A 17,300-nucleotide genomic window follows, 5' to 3' on the forward strand; every position below is an offset into this window, starting at 1 on the left:
CTTTTATCTGCGGTGAAGGCATGTTTCAATGGTTCCTAAGTGGCACTAGAAGGAATTGTTCCCGACCCCGACATGTGCCCGGACTTTGCGCAAAGGAGATCTGCATGGCCAGCCCGAACCTGCCCGACGGCTTCGATCCGCTCGACGCGAGCCTGAACCTCGAACGGCTGCCGGTCGAGGAGCTGGCCGAGCTCCGCAAGACCGAACCCATCCACTGGGTGGACGTGCCGGGCGGAACCGGCGGCTTCGGTGACAAGGGCTACTGGATCGTCACCAAGCACGCCGACGTCAAGGAGGTGTCCAAGAACAGCGAGGTCTTCGGCAGCTCGCCGGACGGCGCCATCCCGGTCTGGCCGGAGGGCATGACCCGCGACGCGATCGACCTGCAGAAGGCCGTGCTGCTCAACATGGACGCCCCACAGCACACCCGGCTGCGCAAGATCATCTCCCGCGGCTTCACCCCGCGCGCCGTCGGCCGCATCGAGGAAGAGCTGCGCACCCGCGCCCGCAACATCGCCGAGTCTGCTGCGGCCGAGGGTGTCGGCGACTTCGTCGAGCAGGTCGCCAGCGAGCTGCCGCTGCAGGCCATCGCCGGACTACTCGGTGTGCCGCAGGAGGATCGGGACAAGCTGTTCCGCTGGTCCAACGAGATGACCGCCGGTGAAGATCCCGAGTACGCCGACGTGGATCCGGCGATGTCCTCCTTCGAGCTGATCACCTACGCGATGAAGATGGCCGAGGAGCGCTCCAAGAACCCGACCGAGGACATCGTCACGAAGCTGATCGAGGCCGATATCGACGGCGAGAAGCTCTCCGATGACGAGTTCGGGTTCTTCGTGATCATGCTGGCGGTGGCCGGCAACGAGACCACCCGTAACTCGACGACGCACGGCATGATCGCCTTCGCGCAGCACCCCGAGCAGTGGGAGCTGTACAAGAAGGAGCGACCGGGCACCACCGCCGACGAGATCGTCCGTTGGGCCACCCCGGTTTCGGCGTTCCAGCGCACCGCGCTGGAGGACACCGAACTGAATGGGGTGAAGATCAAGAAGGGTGAGCGCGTAGTGCTGTCGTACCGCTCGGCCAACTTCGACGACGAGGTGTTCGAGAACCCGCACGAGTTCAACATCCTTCGGGACCCGAACCCGCACGTCGGCTTCGGCGGCACCGGTGCGCACTTCTGCATCGGCGCCAACCTGGCCCGGATGACCATCAACCTGATCTTCAACGCGATCGCCGATGCGATGCCCGATCTCAAGCCCGTCGGCGATCCGGAGCGGCTGAAGTCCGGCTGGCTCAACGGCATCAAGCACTGGCAGGTCGACTACACCGGCGCCGGAACAGCCGTCTCCAACTAGAACACCAAGGAGCAGATCGGGTGGACTTCTCGCCGAACCCGGAGCAGCAGGCTGTCGCCGATGTGGTGACATCGGTGCTGGACCGGGAAAATAGTTGGGACGCACTGGTTTCCGGTGGAGTCGCCGCGCTCGCCGTGCCCGAGAGGCTCGGTGGTGACGGTTTGGGGCTGGCCGAGGTGGCGACAGCGCTGACCGAGATCGGCCGCCACGGCACGGTCGGTCAGGCACTGGCCACTCTCGGTCTCGGCCTGGTGCCGCTGCTGGATCTGGCTTCCGAGGCGCAGCAGGACCGCTACCTGGCCGGCGTGGCCGAGGGCGCGGTGCTGTCGGCGGCGCTCAACGAGCCGGGGACATCCCTGCCGGAGAGCCCGTCGGTCACGCTGGCCGAGGGCAAACTCAACGGCACCAAAATCGGTGTGCCCTATGCCGAGACGGCACAGTGGCTGGTGGTCACTGTGGTCGGCGCGGTGGTGGTGATCTCGCCACAGGCACCGGGTGTCACGCTGACCAAGACCCCGAGCTCCAACGGGTCCGACGAATACGTGGTGGTATTCGACGACGCCGAGGTCGATGGCGTGCTGGAGGGCGCGAGCGTCACCCGGGTGAACCAGCTGGCGCTGGCGGCCATCGGCGCCTTCGCCGCCGGGCTGGTCGCCGGTGCGTTGCGGCTCACCGCGGACTACGTGGCCACCCGCGAACAGTTCGGAAGGCCGCTGTCGACCTTCCAGACGGTCGCCGCCCAGCTGTCCGAGATCTACATCGCTTCGCGCACCATCTCTTTGGTGTCCACGTCGGTGGTGTGGCGGCTGACCGAGGGCCTGGATACCGATGATGATCTGGCGCTGCTCGGCTACTGGCTGACATCGCAGGCGCCGCCGGCGATGCGGCTGTGCCACCACCTGCACGGCGGTATGGGCATGGACATCACCTACCCCATGGACCGTTACTTCTCTTCGATAAAGGATCTGACCCGGTTGCTGGGCGGGCAAGCGTACCGACTCGATCTGGTGGGAGCGTAAATGTTCATCGAACTGACCTCGGAGCAGCGGTCACTGCAAGCTGAACTGCGCGAGTACTTCACGACTCTGATCACGCCCGAAGAGGCGGCCGCGATGGAGTCCGACCGGCACAACGAGGCCTACCGCACGGTGATCAAGCGGATGGGCTCGGACGGAAAACTCGGTGTCGGCTGGCCCAAGGAGTACGGCGGCCTCGGCTTCGGTCCGATCGAGCAGCAGATCTTCGTCAACGAGGCCAACCGGGCCGATGTACCACTGCCGATGGTGACGCTGCAGACCGTCGGGCCCACCCTGCAGGTGCACGGCACGGAGGCGCAGAAGAAGAAGTTCCTGCCCGGAATTCTGGCCGGCGAAGTGCATTTCGCGATCGGCTACTCCGAACCGGAGGCAGGCACCGACCTGGCTTCGTTGCGTACCAGCGCAATCCGCCACGGTGACGAGTACATCGTCAACGGGCAGAAGATGTGGACGACCGGCGCCCATGACGCCGATTACATCTGGCTGGCCTGCCGCACGGATCCGGAAGCCGCCAAGCACAAGGGCATCTCGATCCTGATCGTCGACACCAAGGATCCCGGCTATTCCTGGACGCCGATCATCCTGTCGGACGGCGCCCACCACACCAACGCCTCCTACTACAACGAGGTGCGGGTGCCCGCCGACATGCTGGTCGGTGAGGAGCACGGCGGCTGGAAGCTGATCACCACCCAGCTCAACCACGAGCGGGTCGGACTGGGACCGGCCGGCCGCATCGCCGGCATCTACGACGAGGTCTACGAGTGGGCGGCCAAGCCCGGCCCGGACGGCGTCACGCCGCTCGAGCAGGAGGGCGCTCGCCGGCTGCTCGGCCAGATCAAATCGATCTGGCGGGTCAACGAACTGCTGAACTGGCAGGTCGCGGCCTCCGGTGAGACCATCGCCGTGGCCGACGCCGCGGCGACGAAAGTCTTTTCCACCGAACGGATTCAGGAAGTCGGCAGGCTCGCCGAAGAGGTCGTCGGCCGATACGGCAACCCCGCCGATCCGGAGACGGCCCGGCTGCTGGACTGGCTGGACAAGATGACCAAGCGCAATCTGGTCATCACCTTCGGCGGTGGTGTCAACGAGGTGATGCGCGAGATGATCGCGGCATCGGGTCTCAAGGTGCCGAGGGTCCCTCGGTGATGAGCGCTTGCGCGAAGAGCAGACGATCATGAGTGATCTGCAGGCGGGCATCGACGCCATCGTCGCGGCGGGAGGCGGTGAGCCCACCATCGCCCGGGATCCGGTGAATCGCCCGATGATCCACCACTGGACCGATGCGATCGGTGACACCAACCCGATCTACGTCGACGAGGACGCCGCCAAGGCGGCCGGGCACGACGGCATCGTCGCGCCACCGGCCATGATCCAGGTCTGGACGATGATGGGCCTGGGGCGCACCCGCTCCGATGATGATCCACTGGCCCGGGCCATGAAGCTGTTCGACGACGCCGGCTACGTCGGCGTGGTCGCCACCAACTGCGATCAGACCTACCACCGCTACCTGAAGCCGGGTGAGCTCGTCGCGATGAGCGCCGAGATCACCGATGTGGTGGGTCCCAAGCAGACCGCGCTGGGCGAGGGCTACTTCATCAACCAGAAGATCCGCTGGCACGTCGGTGATGAAGAGGTCGCCGAGATGGACTGGCGGATCATGAAGTTCCTGCCCGCCGCCAACCAAGCCGCACAGGCTGGGGCGAGCGAAGCGACGGGTAATGTCCCTGCCGCCGAAACGGGTGCTTTGCCAGAGGATCTGGACCCCGACAAGCTGATGCGGCCGTCGTCCTCACGCGACACCAAGTTCTTCTGGGACGGCATCAACGCCCACGAGTTGCGGCTCCAGCGCCGACCGGACGGCACGCTGCAGCATCCGCCGGTGCCCGCGGTCTGGGCCGACAAGGATGCCCCGGTCGACTATCTCGTCGCCTCCGGCAAGGGCACGGTGTTCAGCTATGTCGTGCATCATGCACCGAAGGTGCCCGGACGCACGCTGCCGTTCGTGATCGCGCTCGTCGAACTCGAAGAGGGCGTCCGCATGCTCGGTGAGCTGCGCGGTATCGATCCTGCAGACGTGAAGATCGGATTGCCGGTGCACGCAACGTATCTCGATTTCCCGGATAGTGATGTCAGCCCGGCCTGGAGCCTGTACGCATGGGAGGTCACCGCGTGAGCGTGACCGTGGGCACCAAGCTGCCCGAACTCCAGATCTACGGTGACCCGACCTTCATCGTCTCGACCGCCATCGCGACCCGCGATTACCAGGACGTGCACCATGACCGGGACAAGGCGCAGGCCAAGGGTTCCAAGGACATCTTCGTCAACATCCTGACCGACACCGGTCTGGTGGGGCGCTATGTCACCGACTGGGCCGGCCCGGCCGCCGTCGTCACCTCGATCAAACTCCGCCTCGGTGTGCCGTGGTACGCCTACGACACCATCACCTTCACCGGTGAGGTCACCGCGGTCGACGGCGACCACGTGACGCTGAAAGTGGTGGGCGCCAACAGTCTCGGCAATCACGTCATCGCCACGTCCACTCTGACATTGGGGGACAAGTGACGCTCTCCGGCAAAGCCGCCATCGCCGGTATCGGCGCCACCGACTTCTCCAAGAACTCCGGACGCAGTGAACTGCGCCTGGCCGCCGAGGCGGTGCTGGACGCACTCGACGACGCGGGCCTGTCGCCGGCCGACGTCGACGGCCTGGTGACCTTCACCATGGACTCCAACCTGGAGACCGCCGTCGCGCGGTCGACCGGGATCGGGGACCTGAAGTTCTTCAGCCAGATCGGCTATGGCGGTGGCGCGGCGGCCGCGACGGTGCAGCAGGCCGCCCTTGCGGTGGCGTCCGGAGTCGCCGAGGTCGTGGTGGCCTACCGGGCGTTCAATGAGCGCTCGGAGTTCCGGTTCGGTCAGGTGATGAGCGGCCTGACCGTCAACGCCGACTCCCGCGGCGTGGAGTACAGCTGGTCCTACCCGCACGGCCTGAGCACCCCGGCCGCCTCGGTCGCGATGATCGCGCAGCGCTACATGCATGAATACGGCGCCACCAGTGCCGATTTCGGCGCCGTGTCGGTCGCCGACCGCAAGCACGCCGCCAACAACCCGAAGGCGCATTTCTACGGCAAACCGATCACCATCGAGGATCACCAGAACTCGCGGTGGATCGCCGAGCCACTGCGGCTGCTGGACTGCTGCCAGGAGACCGACGGCGGGGTGGCCATCGTGGTCACCACTCCGGAGCGGGCCAAGGATCTCAAGCACCGACCGGCGATCATCGAGGCGGCCGCACAGGGCGCGGGCGCCGATCAATTCACCATGTACTCGTACTACCGCGATGAGCTCGGGCTGCCCGAGATGGGTCTGGTCGGCCGCCAGCTGTGGGAGCAGAGCGGCCTGTCGCCGGCCGATATCCAGACCGCGATCCTGTACGACCACTTCACCCCCTACACGCTCATCCAGCTCGAGGAGCTCGGCTTCTGCGGGAAGGGCGAGGCCAAGGACTTCATCGCCGGGGGCGCCATCGAACTCGGTGGGCGGCTGCCGATCAACACCCACGGCGGTCAGCTCGGTGAGGCCTATATCCACGGGATGAACGGCATCGCCGAGGGTGTGCGCCAGTTGCGCGGGACATCGGTCAATCAGGTCGACAATGTCGAGCATGTGCTGGTCACCGCGGGTACGGGCGTGCCGACCTCGGGTCTGATCCTCGGCTAAATAGTGTGCCGACCCCGGTCGGGGGCACGGTAATCTCGAGCCCATGGGGATCCAGCCCGATGTGAGCCCATACGGGGGGCAGACGGTGACCGGCCCGGGGTGGCCGAACGTCGATGAGAACGCGCTGGCCGCCGCGGCGGCGCAGTACGAGGCGCTTGCGGCCAAGATCAGCGGCACGGTGGTGCCGCAGCAACAGGGCCAGCTGATGAAACTCACCGACACCTGGGAGGGTGGCGGTTCGATGGCCGCCGCCGGTGAGGCCACCACCATCATCGGCGGGCACGAGGCCAACGCCGCTCAGGCCGCCGCGATCGCGGCCAAGCTGCGCACCATGGAGGCCGCCGTCATCCAGACCAAGACGATGGCGAACATCGTCGCGCAGGAAACCCAGGCAGAGTGCATGGCGATCCAGTCGATGCCGGTCAGCAACACCCAGGCGCTGGTGCAGAGCCGGATCATGCTGGGGCTCTCGCAGAACTCCGCCACCGTGACGGCCAATGCCGGCACGATGGCCAACAGCATCGGCGCCCCGGCGAGCACCCCCTCCACGGGAACGCCCCCGGTGGGGCCGCAGCAGGTCGCCGGCCAGGACCCGTCACAGGCGATGCAGATGATGGGTCAGCTGGCCGGGCTGGTCGGACAGATCCCGCAGATGCTCGGCCAGGCGATGGGCCAGGTGACCCAGGCCCCGCAGCAACTCGCGCAGACCCTCGGCCAACCGTTGCAACAGCTCACGTCGATGTTCGGTCAGGGCGGCGGCGGAGGGGGTCTGGGCGGGGTGTCGCCCTTCTCCGCGTTCTCGAACCACCCGCTGGCCGGTGGCGGTGGGGCAGGTGCCGGGGCGGGCATGGTGCGCGCGGCCGGCCTGCCCGGTGGCGGCGGTGGGTCCGCGCAGTCCCCGCTGATGGCGAGTCTGGTCGGTAACACCCTGCCGGTGTCGGTGGCCCCCGCGCCCGGAGCCGGTGCGGGAAGTGGCGCGATCGGCGGTATGGCACCGGTGGCCGCCGGCGGTGGCATGGGCGGCGGCATGGGTGGGCCGATGATGGGGCAGCGCGGGAGCAGCGGGGGCACGACAACCGGTCTGGCGCTGCCCGAGGCCCTGGAATACGACCTGGCCGAAGACGATGTCGACGAGGATTGGTGAGCAACTGTGTCGAGTCCACTTCGTAAACCCGAGGGCATCAGCTGGAGTGCGGCCTCGGTGGAGCTGCCGCCGATGCCGGTCATCCCGCCGGGTGCCGACGCGATGAGCATGACAATCTCGGCGGTGCTGCCGACGCTCGAAGCATCGATGACAGCCAACGTGACTTCGCTTGCGGCCAAGGAGAATACGTTCTCCGGCAAGGTCGGAGCGGCGCAGGCCGCCTACAACGTGGGCGACGAATCTGCCGGTCAGTCGGTGGGTCAGACCGGCGACATGCTGGGACAACTCACCGGTCAGCTGGGTCAGCTGGCGCAGATGCCGCAGCAGGCGGCCAGCAGCCTCGGCGGTGGCGGCCAGGGGGGTGGCGGTCAGGGCGGCGGCTTCGGCCAGCTGATGCAGCAGGCGATGCAGGCGGCGCAGGGCGCGGTCCAACAGGGCACCCAGGCCGCGCAGCAGGGGCAGCAGCAGGAACCAGGCGGGTCGGCAGGCGGTCCGCCCCCGGGCGTGCCCGGCGCGCCGACAAGCGAGCAGCGCGAGAACGAGCAGAACGCACGCGAGGACCAGCAGAACCAGCGCGAAGATCAGCAGGACGAGCGCCAGGCCGCCCAGGACACCCGCGATCAGCAGCAGGACCAGCGGCAGTCGCAGCTGGATTCGCGCGAGCACGCGGCGGCCGGCCCATCGGCCGGCGGTTCCACCGGGGGCCCGGCACCCATCGCGCCGCACGGACCTTCGCGACCGACCGGCGGCGAGGACCTGTCTCGGCAGGTGTAGTCGGCGTCACCGAATTCCTTTGCTGTCGAGGCCCGGGCCAGTGCTCGGCGTCTCCGCCTGGAAATCCAATACGCCTCTGCGCAAACATGACTGCCGATCCGTCGGTAGGTGTGCGCTGGTGCCGGTTCGACGCTGGTGAGCGCTGTCCAGCGCGCTTGGCGGTCTCTGGACCTCGCGACGCAGTTCTAGCGAACTCATGTGCATTCGCCATGGATGCGTGCGGAGGGTTGGTGAAAACCTTGCGAAGTTGCCGTCGAGTAAATTAACCTCTTAGCTGTCTTGCTACCCCAGTCCCTGGTAGCGCAGGTCTGAACACAGGTATTCGGGGATCTGAACGGTCCGGGCGGACTGCTGAGACTCCTGGTTCGACGTGCACCGCAGAATTCGCTCACATTCTGGTGAGCTATTGAGCGGGTTGCGGTCGACGGGCGTGAACGGGGCACGCGCACGTGAGAGGTTCTGAATCGTCGGCGCAGCGGTCGATCACTCTCGCCCGACGGCGAAAATCGCACTCGCACAAAGCCATTCGAGGCCACGCTGGCCTGCCCCCCACGCCGGGAACTAGTTCCTCCGGTGGCGAGAATTGGATCCCCAGACCTATGTACCGGACCCCTCCGCCGTCCGATAGTGAGTCTGTATCCGAATCGTGTGCAGTGAGAGGGGGCTCGATGAATTCAGCACTGGCGACCACGGTTCTGCGGATGGCGTTGTGGCACCCGGACCGGACCGAGCAGCACGTCGCCGGATGGTCCTCGGCGTTCGACCTCCACCGGCGCCCCGGGCGTGAAGTCCATGTGAACGGAAACTGGCTGGCGCACAACAGATCATCGACCAGTCGGTACGCCGCGGAGATGGTCCGGGCGCTCGCGTCGACAGGTCGGTTGCGGTTGGTTCTGCACGTTCCGGCCGATGCGGGTGAAGCAGTTACTGCATGGGCCGAGGAGAACCATGTCCAGATCCGGAGATCCAGGTTCACCGGTACCGCATTCGAGCAGATCCATCTCCCATCGGCCACCGCGGGCCGGATACTGCTGAACTTCGAGGGGACCGCGCCGATCTTCAAGCGCCGGCAGTTGGTGACCATGCACGACGCCGCTCCGTTTCGGCGGCCATCAGGCTTCAGCAGAAGCTACCGGCTGTTCCACTCGCTGGCCTATCGGTGGCTCGCCCGAACGGCCGACGGCCTGGTCACCGAGTCCGTGTACAGCGCGCATGAGCTGGCCGATGTGCTGAAGATCGATGTCGATCGTTTCATCGTGGCCGGGGGCGCCGCCGATTCACTGGACGGTGTGCATCCGATTCGACCCGAACTGCCGGTGTGGGGGGACCATTACCTGGTGATCGGCACCGCGGCGCCGCACGAGAACATCGTTGCTGCCGCGACAGCGATGGCGAGATCGGGGCGCAGGGTGTTGGTCGTCGGGCTACGCAGTTCAGACTTGACGGCGGACTCCTCGGTGGTCTGTGCCGAACATGTGACGGATGCCGAGCTGGTGTGGCTGTACCGGCACTGTCCGGCGTTCGTCCTGCCCGCTACCTACGCCGGCTTCGGACTCTCGGCTGTCGAGGCGCAGGCCATGGGCTGCCCGGTGGTATGCGCGGATTCGGCTGCGCTGCCAGAGGTTTGCCGGGACACCGCGCTCTATTTCGATCCCGATGATCCCGACATGCTGACGGCGCAACTGGACCGGCTGGACTCGGAGATCGGTCTCGCCGAAGAGATGCGGTGCCGTGGATTGCTGAACGCGGGCCGCTATTCATGGATCGACTCGGCCCGCAAGATCATCGACTGGATGGAGAGAACGCAGCGCCCCGTGACACGTTGCTGACGATAGCCACGGTGTCCGAACGTCGCCAAGACTTCCGCGGAGTCGGACCGCCGTCCATTGTTTGTCCGATCAATTAATCATGTCCTTTTGTGCCGTGTGCTGCAGTTTTGGCGAAGACTAATTAGTTCGCTGAAATCGCAACTCGGGTTGCATTCGACACGGTCGTAAATTAGCCTCAGCTTCAGCCGTGCAGCCCTAGACCCTGGTTGCAGTAGGTGTTCTATAGCGCTCAGTCCTTCGGGCGGTCTATGGTCGAGGCGAAGCGGCATTTTGCAGACAGCGCCACAAGTTGTCTAGCAATACTCTTCGCTACGTACTTTGACGTCCACGGGGACGCCGCGCTCGATCACCCGCCGGCCATGAGCGCCTCGGCGGGGGGCGTGCAGTTGCCACATTCATTACGCAGGGGGGCGAAGATGAAGGCATTTGGAGTGTTGGTTCGTGCATCGGGGTGGGTGCTGTGACCGTGGCCGAGGACGGCGGTGAAGCCTTCGCTGTTGCTTCCGCGGTTCAGCCCGATCAGTTCTGGTCCCCGGGTGTGGGTGAGGTGTACCGACGGCAGAGTCCCCTCACCCGCGTCGAACGACACTGGGAAGGTGTCGACGGTGTCGGCCAGCTTTATGGCGCAAGGGTTCTGATCATCGATGACTGCAAGCTGTACCGCGACTACCTCGTCGCCGTCGTCACCTCACAGGGAGCGGTGACGCCCGGGGTCGCATGGGACTGGCCCTCATTGGTTGCGGCGGTCGAAGCGATCACGCCGGCCGTCATTCTGGTCAACATGAGAACTCGTGACAGTGCGATGCTGCTACGACAGGCCATGCAGTTGAGCCCGAGTTCCCGCGTCGTCGTGCTGGGCGTGTCCGGGGACGACGAATCGGAGATCGTCGGGTGCGCAGAGGCCGGTGTGGCGGGCTATCACCTGCGCTCCGAGACCCTGGACGATCTGATCACCGCCATACACAAGGTTGCCGCGGGCGAATTTCTCTGTTCGCCGGCTGTTTCCGCGATCCTGCTGCACCGGATCTCATCGCTGGCCGCGCAACGCCAGCCGGCCGCCAAAGGTCTGGTCCTCACGACCCGTGAGGTTCAGATCCTGCGGATGCTCGAGGCGGGTCTTGCGAATCGGGAGATCGCCGACCAGCTATGTATCGCCGTGCACACCGTGAAGAACCATGTGCACAGCCTCCTGACCAAGCTCGGTGTCACCTCGCGTGCCCAGGCTGCCGCGCTGGCCCGCACCATCCTTCCCGCCGAGAGCCCCACGTAACCAGGACTGCGGGGATCTAGTGATCCAGTCCGAAATTCGCTCCATCGGTCCATGTACCAATCGCCGTGATGCCCCGATAGTGAAGGCATGTCATTCGGTGCAGCTCGCGTCCATCGACCAGCCGGGCCTGTAAGCGCGTGAACCCCGGCGTGATGGATGACGGGTGGTCGGCCGGCAATGGGCGGCCACCGCCCGAACTGCATTCGGTCGGGGCACCGCGCGACGAGTGGGCCACCGCCGATGATGTCGGTCTACTGCGCGACCTGCGGATCTTGATCCTCAACGACTGCGCCATGTTCCGTGACTACCTGGTTGCCGTACTCGCATCTTACGGCGCGGAGTCACCGGGGGTCGCCTGGGATCTGGTGTCGTTGATAGCCGCCTTCGAGACGACACAACCACGAATCATCCTGTTGGACAGTAGAACACGTGACAGCACGATGCTGCTACGGCAGGCGATGAAACTGAGTCCACACGTCCGACTGGTGGTCCTCGGCGTATCTGAAGAGGACGAGGCCGAGATAGTTTCGTATGCCGAGGCCGGCGTGGCGGGCTACCACCTGCGCAGCGAGTCGCTCGAGGACCTGCTTGTGTTGATACACAAGGTTGCTGCCGGCGGCTCCCTGTGTTCGCCGAGAGTGTCGGCAATTCTGCTCCGCAGACTGTCGGCACTGGCCTCACAGGGCCGTCCGGCGGCCAAGGAACTGGTCCTCACTTCGCGGGAGATTCAGATCCTACGGATGCTCGAGATGGGCCTCACCAATCGTGATATCGCCGAGCAGCTCCGAATTGCCGTTCATACCGTCAAGAACCACGTCCACAGCCTGCTGACCAAGCTCGGCGTGAGCACGCGCGCGCAGGCCGCGGCACGAGCCCGAGCCATCCTGCGACCCGAGGGGCCCCCAGGGAACTAGTCCTGGAACCGGGCGAAGGTTCAGTTCGAAAATCGCTCGGATGGTCCATGTACCAATGGCACTGGTTCGCCGATAGTGATGTGGTGCTTCGGAGTTTACTCAGGACTATTCGGGAGGGTCGCTGGTGTTCAACGTGACATTGCAGCCGGCTGAATCCGGATTTGCGCCAATAGCTTTCATCGCGCCACGTTTCGGGCAACGTTGATGTGCGGCATCATCGCGTGCCGGACAGACCGGCCGGCGGTCGACTACCTCCGGGTGGGGTTGCGGCGACTCGAGTACCGCGGATACGACTCCGTCGGGGTGGCGCTGCGGACGGCCTCCGGCGACATCGCCCGGCTGCGGACCACAGGGCGAATCGGCACGCTGGAGAATCTGCTCGACGGCTGGTCCGGTGCAAAGTTCGACGGGATGGGAATCGGGCACACGCGCTGGGCGACTCATGGTGCGGTGACCGAGGAGAACGCGCACCCACACGTCGATTGCACCGGTCAACTCAACCTGGTGCACAACGGAATCATCGTGAACGCGGACGACCTGCGGACCGAGCTCATTGCCGCCGGTCACCGGTTTGCGACCCGGGTCGACAGTGAGGTCCTCGTCCACCTGATCGAGGATGAGCGCCGACGCTGTGACGACATCCTGCAAGCAGTACAGAATGCGTTGACCAGGGCCCGCGGGTCGTGGGCACTTGCGGTGCTGGAGCAGCGGTCAAGCCGGATCGTGGTCGCTTCCTGCGACTCTCCGTTGTTGTTGGCGCACACCAGTCATGGCGACTTCGCGGCCAGCGATATCACGGCGATCGCCGATTGGGCGGATGAGTTCCGTGTCCTGGGATCGGGCGACGTGGTCGAACTGACCAGCCGCGACAGGTGGCACCGTGGTGGCGTCAGCGTGGCGCCGCCTGCGCTGACCCGACACCAATGCCGCAGCAGTGATGTCGAACTGGGCAATTACCCCGATTTCATGGCCAAAGAGATCGATGAGCAGCCGGAAGCTGCGGCCCGCGTGATCGATCAACTCGCTGATGGGATCGCGACCGGCGAGGTATGGAACCGACTGGGACTGCCCCCTTTCGAGCGGCTGCGGGTGCTCGGCTGCGGGACCTCGCTGAACGCCGGGAACGTGATCGCCAATCTGGCGCGTGGGCTCGGCAGGATCCCGGTGACCGCCACCGTGGCGAGCGAGGCCACCGCCGATGTCCCGGAGCCTGCGCAGTTGTGCCTGGCGCTGAGCCAGTCCGGTGAAACCGCCGACGTCCTGCGGGCGGTGGACTCATCGATCCTGGGCGGTTCGACACTGCTTGCCCTCACCAACAATCCGTACTCCACGCTCGCACGGCAGGCCGACGCCGTGGTGGGATTTCCGGCCGGTCCAGAAATCGGGGTGGCCGCCACCAAGACGTTCATCTGCCAGATCATCGCCGGCTCAGCCGTGATGCTCTCCGCGCTGGTGGCGATGAAACGGTTGTCACCCGCGGTGGCCGCACGCCTGGCCGACGACCTGAAACGGCTACCGGATCAGCTCGCTGTCGCCGGTGCAGTGGCCAATTGCGCTGTACCGGCGATCACCGAAGAAGTCATCGCCGCTTCGGGTTTCATCTTCATCGCACGCGGTTCTGGCCTGCCCTACGCGGCCGAAGGAGCGTTGAAGCTCAAGGAGCTGACCTATCGGTGGGCCGAGCACTACCCGGCCGGCGAACTCAAGCATGGACCGCTGGCCCTGGTCGAACCGGGCACGCCCGTTGTCGTCGTCGACAACGGCGATCCCAAGCTGGCCGCCAACATCGCCGAGGTCGAGGTTCGCGGCGGCCGGGTGATCACCATCGGCTCCGCGGGGAGCACGATGCCGGTCGTGATGGGACCGGTAGCTCCCTGGGGGCCCATCGCGGCGACCATCCCGCTGCAGGTGCTGGCCCGGATGACGGCCCTCGCACTCGGTCGCGACGTCGACAAGCCCAGAAACCTTGCCAAATCGGTCACCGTCGAGTGACCGAGAACGGCCAGCACACGGTGAGCATTCAGATGGGAGCACGAGCGATGAGCGATCTTGCGGCGCAAGCGAATGAACCGGGAGTCCTTCTCGAGCGAAACATGGTCTCCTTCGGTGCCTGTTCCGCTGACGACGTGGTGAACGACTTCGCTGCGATTGTGCGAGAACAGCCCAACCATGCTGCGCTCATGCACAACGGCGCCACGGTGAGCTATCGAGAGCTCGCGGAGCGCATCCGCCGTCAGGCATTGCACCTCAGAGTCTTCGGATTCGGTGTGGCGGCACCGTCGCCGTTGATCGGGACGATGGTGTCGCACGCACCTTCGGTCGTCGAGCAGCTGTTCGGCATACTGCAGGCCGGCGCCGCCTTCTGCCCGATCGACTCGGGACTTCCGGTCGCCAGACAGCAGCAGCTCGCCGAGGTCATGGGACTGGATCGCGTGTTCAGCTCGGGCAACGAGTCGCTGGTCGGTGACGAATTCGCCGGCGATGTTCAGGCGGCCTTGCCGCGGTGGCGGCCGGACGATCCGGCCTATGTGTTGTGCACCTCGGGATCGACGGGGCGGCCGAAGCCGGTGGTGGTGTCGCGCAATGCCCTTGCCGTGACCGTGCGCGCCTTGCGGGACCTCTTCGCGCTGACCCCGCACGACCGTGTGCTGCAGTTCGCCTCGCTGGGATGGGACACCTGCCTGGAGGAGATCCTGCCGGCACTGACTGCCGGCGCGACAGTGGTTTTCGACGATGCGGCCCATTCCCATTCGTTTCCGCGGTTCGTCCGCATGCTGGCCGATCGCGAAGTGACGGTGCTCGATCTGCCGACAGCGTTCTGGCATGAACTGGTGCTCTTTCTGCACGAGGAACATGTGGCACTGCCGGACAGTGTGCGCCTGGTGGTGATAGGCGGCGAACGGATCGATCGAACCAGGTTTGCCCAGTGGCGCGATCGGGGAACCGGGAACATCCGGCTGCTCAACACCTACGGATGCACCGAGACCACGATGATCACCCATGCGGTGCAGCTGAGCGGTCCCGGCACCGAATCAGCTGTCTCGGAAGTCGAGTCGGAGTTGCCGCTCGGGCGCGCGTTGCCGCATGTGCGCGACCATGTCACCGACGAGGGTGAGCTCCTGGTGTCGGGCCCGGCACTGGCCGACGGCTACCTCGGGCTACTGGAACGTACTGCGGCCGAATTCCCGGTGATCGACCACGGCGACGGACCGGCGCGCTGGTTCCGTACCGGAGACCTCGTCACCCGCGGTGAGGGCGGCCTGCTGTATCCGTGCGGGCGAGCCGATGAGCAGGTGAAGGTGCTCGGTGTGCGGGTGCATCCGGCTGAGGTGGAAACCCATCTGAGCGCGCACCCCGCCGTGCGGGGCGCCGTCGTGATCGGCGAACGATCTCTGGGCCGCACCACGTTGGCGGCATACGTCGTCCCGATCGGGGCGGTGACTCCGGGGGAGCTGAAACGTCATCTCCGCAGTCTCCTGCCCAGCCAATTCGTACCCAGCAAGCTGATATTCGTCCGTGAGCTGAGCTACACGTCCAGCGGGAAAATCGACCGGACGGCCACTCAGCGTGCCGCCGCCGACTACGACAGCAGAGGAGCTGGCCGATGAGCACCGGTCACATCGTGCAGATCTTCCGGCGGGTACTCGGGCCGGTGGAAGTGGCTCCGCACTCCGACTTCTTCGAGCTCGGTGGAGATTCGCTGCTGGCCACCCGGGTGCTCAGTGCGATCGCGCGCGACTTCGGCACGGAGTTGTCGTGGGATGACTTCATCGAGAATCCCTCGCCCGACGGGCTTTTCGCCAAGGTCACGGCCGCGGTGCGATGAACGGGGAAAGCATGCGTGTCGTGGTTGTCGGGGCCGGCCTTGCGGGGCTGACTGCGGCCGCCGACCTGGTGGCGGCGGGGGCCGATGTCACCGTGCTGGAGGCGGACGACCGGGTGGGAGGTCGGGTACGCGGCGTCGAGATCGCCGGCGGTGTCGCCGCCGACGGGGGTGCCGCCTATCTGGGTGTCCGGCACACCGAGTTGCTCGCGCTGATGCGGGAACAGGGTCTGAATGTGGTCTCCACCGGGATGACGGGCGACAGTACGTTCCTGCTGTCGGGTCGTCGGACGACCACTGCGAGCCGAGTGCCACCGCTGGACGCTGTGGCACTCGGCGACCTGTTCGACCGCCTTGAGGAGCTCGTCGCCGCGATCCGGCCGGACAAGCCGTGGCTGAGCCCGCAAGCGGGACAACTCGACCGGCTGACCGCCGCGCGCTGGCTTGCCGATGAGATCGAGCATCCGGATGCGAAGACCTTCTTCCCACTCTTCATCGGCGAGATGATGGCGGCCGATCCTGCCGCGATCTCCGTGCTCCACATGGCCTTCTATCTTCGCTCCGGCGGCGGCATCCGGTATCTGAACGCCTTCGAAGGCGGTGCCCAGCAATGGCGGATCGATGGCGGCGCGCACCTGCTGTGCCAGGCGCTGGCCGCACAGCTGGGTGACCGGGTTCGGTTGGGACAGAGCGTCTGTGCGATCGATCAGACGTCCGCCGAGGTCCACGTGCAGTGTGCACCGGGACCCGATGGCACACGACCGAGGTATCGGGCCGACCGGGTGGTCGTCGCCGTGCCGCCGGCGCTGGCGCAGCGCATCACCTTCCGGCCCGGTCTGCGCAGCCCTCGGGCCACGGCGTCCACCGGCCCCGGATGTGCGGTCAAGGTACACCTGGGCTATCCGGCTCCGATCTGGCGCGAGCAGGGTCTGTCCGGATGGTCGGTGAGCTCACACGGGCCGCTGCTGTCCACCGTCGATGACTCCCCGTCCGATGAATCAGTCGGTGTGCTCACGGGATTCGTCACCGGCTCGGAGGCGTCGACGTTCTCGGCGCTGTCGGCTCGCGAGCAACAGGATGCCGTTCTGACCCATGTGGGACGGCTCTTCCCGCAGCTGCCGCCGCCGGAGCGGTACTCGGTGACGGACTGGCTCACCGCGCGATACAGCCGAGGCTGCTACGCCGCTCTGTTCGGTCCCGGAGATTGGCTGCGCCTGGGGCCGACACTGATCACCCCACACGGCCGCGTCCACTGGGCAGGTACCGAAACCAGCATGGAGTTCTTCGGGCTGATGGAGGGCGCCATCCGGTCGGGCCGACGGGTCGCGACAGAGTTGATCCACCGAGCCACACCCGATGATGTCGGAGCCGACTCGCTTGTCTTCAGCCGTGCGGGTAGCGCACGCGTCAACCACAGTTCCGTCGAATAGGA

The 17,300-nt window shown here is 65.9% G+C and carries 15 protein-coding genes; all 15 read left to right on the plus strand.

Going from position 1 to position 17,300, the window contains the following annotated elements; translation table 11 throughout:
* Positions 1 to 104: 104 nt before the first annotated feature.
* The 15 genes from ASE48_RS30405 (at position 105) to ASE48_RS30475 (ending at position 17,298) form a co-directional block, all read left to right on the plus strand.
* Entirely contained in the window at positions 105 to 1,358 is a 1,254-nt protein-coding gene (locus ASE48_RS30405) for a cytochrome P450 (RefSeq protein WP_057170917.1), read from the plus strand.
* Positions 1,359 to 1,378: 20 nt separating this feature from the next.
* Complete coding sequence (locus ASE48_RS30410) at positions 1,379 to 2,377, plus strand: acyl-CoA dehydrogenase family protein (protein WP_057170918.1); 999 nt, start codon at positions 1,379 to 1,381, stop codon at positions 2,375 to 2,377.
* Positions 2,378 to 3,541 (plus strand): acyl-CoA dehydrogenase FadE29, encoded by a 1,164-nt coding sequence (gene fadE29 / locus ASE48_RS30415; RefSeq protein WP_057170919.1) that lies wholly within the window; start codon positions 2,378 to 2,380, stop codon positions 3,539 to 3,541.
* 28 nt (positions 3,542 to 3,569) lie between these two features.
* Positions 3,570 to 4,568 carry a bifunctional MaoC family dehydratase N-terminal/OB-fold nucleic acid binding domain-containing protein gene (locus ASE48_RS30420; RefSeq protein ID WP_057170971.1) on the plus strand — a complete coding sequence of 333 codons (999 nt, stop codon included), beginning with the start codon at positions 3,570 to 3,572 and terminating at the stop codon, positions 4,566 to 4,568.
* Positions 4,569 to 4,570: 2 nt separating this feature from the next.
* Complete coding sequence (locus ASE48_RS30425; RefSeq protein WP_235571758.1) at positions 4,571 to 4,957, plus strand: MaoC family dehydratase; 387 nt, start codon at positions 4,571 to 4,573, stop codon at positions 4,955 to 4,957.
* Positions 4,954 to 6,114 (plus strand): lipid-transfer protein, encoded by a 1,161-nt coding sequence (locus ASE48_RS30430; protein WP_082614533.1) that lies wholly within the window; start codon positions 4,954 to 4,956, stop codon positions 6,112 to 6,114. Before ASE48_RS30425 ends, ASE48_RS30430 begins: the two co-directional genes overlap by 4 nt.
* Before the next feature lie 43 nt (positions 6,115 to 6,157).
* On the plus strand, positions 6,158 to 7,258 hold the full coding sequence (locus ASE48_RS30435) for a hypothetical protein (protein WP_057170922.1): 1,101 nt from the start codon (positions 6,158 to 6,160) through the stop codon (positions 7,256 to 7,258).
* Positions 7,259 to 7,264: 6 nt separating this feature from the next.
* Positions 7,265 to 8,032 (plus strand): hypothetical protein, encoded by a 768-nt coding sequence (locus tag ASE48_RS30440; protein WP_082614534.1) that lies wholly within the window; start codon positions 7,265 to 7,267, stop codon positions 8,030 to 8,032.
* Positions 8,033 to 8,700: 668 nt separating this feature from the next.
* The gene (locus ASE48_RS30445) at positions 8,701 to 9,861 is read left to right on the plus strand and encodes a glycosyltransferase family 4 protein (protein WP_057170924.1); all 1,161 of its coding nucleotides are present in this window, start codon (positions 8,701 to 8,703) and stop codon (positions 9,859 to 9,861) included.
* 460 nt (positions 9,862 to 10,321) lie between these two features.
* Complete coding sequence (locus ASE48_RS30450) at positions 10,322 to 11,131, plus strand: LuxR C-terminal-related transcriptional regulator (RefSeq protein ID WP_156409442.1); 810 nt, start codon at positions 10,322 to 10,324, stop codon at positions 11,129 to 11,131.
* Positions 11,132 to 11,268: 137 nt separating this feature from the next.
* Positions 11,269 to 12,045 carry a LuxR C-terminal-related transcriptional regulator gene (locus ASE48_RS30455; RefSeq protein WP_082614536.1) on the plus strand — a complete coding sequence of 259 codons (777 nt, stop codon included), beginning with the start codon at positions 11,269 to 11,271 and terminating at the stop codon, positions 12,043 to 12,045.
* A gap of 204 nt (positions 12,046 to 12,249) precedes the next feature.
* On the plus strand, positions 12,250 to 14,037 hold the full coding sequence (gene glmS, locus ASE48_RS30460; RefSeq protein ID WP_057170926.1) for a glutamine--fructose-6-phosphate transaminase (isomerizing): 1,788 nt from the start codon (positions 12,250 to 12,252) through the stop codon (positions 14,035 to 14,037).
* A 101-nt stretch (positions 14,038 to 14,138) separates the two neighbouring features.
* Positions 14,139 to 15,653, plus strand: a complete 1,515-nt coding sequence (locus ASE48_RS30465; RefSeq protein WP_057170973.1) for an AMP-binding protein — start codon at positions 14,139 to 14,141, stop codon at positions 15,651 to 15,653.
* Positions 15,650 to 15,871: an acyl carrier protein gene (locus ASE48_RS30470; protein WP_057170927.1), complete on the plus strand. Its 222-nt coding sequence runs from the start codon at positions 15,650 to 15,652 to the stop codon at positions 15,869 to 15,871. The genes ASE48_RS30465 and ASE48_RS30470 overlap by 4 nt, the downstream gene beginning before the upstream one ends.
* 11 nt (positions 15,872 to 15,882) lie before the next feature.
* Entirely contained in the window at positions 15,883 to 17,298 is a 1,416-nt protein-coding gene (locus tag ASE48_RS30475) for a flavin monoamine oxidase family protein (protein ID WP_057170974.1), read from the plus strand.
* Positions 17,299 to 17,300 lie beyond the last annotated feature (2 nt).

This window comes from Mycobacterium sp. Root265 (assembly GCF_001428895.1).
Taxonomy (GTDB): Bacteria; Actinomycetota; Actinomycetes; order Mycobacteriales; family Mycobacteriaceae; genus Mycobacterium.

Excerpts from the sequence above, each read along its gene's own strand:
- ASE48_RS30405 (WP_057170917.1), top strand. The coding sequence starts at position 105 with ATGGCCAGCCCGAACCTGCCCGACGGCTTCGATCCGCTCGACGCGAGC.
- fadE29 (WP_057170919.1), top strand. The coding sequence starts at position 2,378 with ATGTTCATCGAACTGACCTCGGAGCAGCGGTCACTGCAAGCTGAACTG.
- ASE48_RS30420 (WP_057170971.1), top strand. The coding sequence starts at position 3,570 with ATGAGTGATCTGCAGGCGGGCATCGACGCCATCGTCGCGGCGGGAGGC.
- ASE48_RS30435 (WP_057170922.1), top strand. The coding sequence starts at position 6,158 with ATGGGGATCCAGCCCGATGTGAGCCCATACGGGGGGCAGACGGTGACC.
- ASE48_RS30445 (WP_057170924.1), top strand. The coding sequence starts at position 8,701 with ATGAATTCAGCACTGGCGACCACGGTTCTGCGGATGGCGTTGTGGCAC.
- glmS (WP_057170926.1), top strand. The coding sequence starts at position 12,250 with ATGTGCGGCATCATCGCGTGCCGGACAGACCGGCCGGCGGTCGACTAC.
- ASE48_RS30465 (WP_057170973.1), top strand. The coding sequence starts at position 14,139 with ATGGTCTCCTTCGGTGCCTGTTCCGCTGACGACGTGGTGAACGACTTC.
- ASE48_RS30470 (WP_057170927.1), top strand. The coding sequence starts at position 15,650 with ATGAGCACCGGTCACATCGTGCAGATCTTCCGGCGGGTACTCGGGCCG.
- ASE48_RS30475 (WP_057170974.1), top strand. The coding sequence starts at position 15,883 with ATGCGTGTCGTGGTTGTCGGGGCCGGCCTTGCGGGGCTGACTGCGGCC.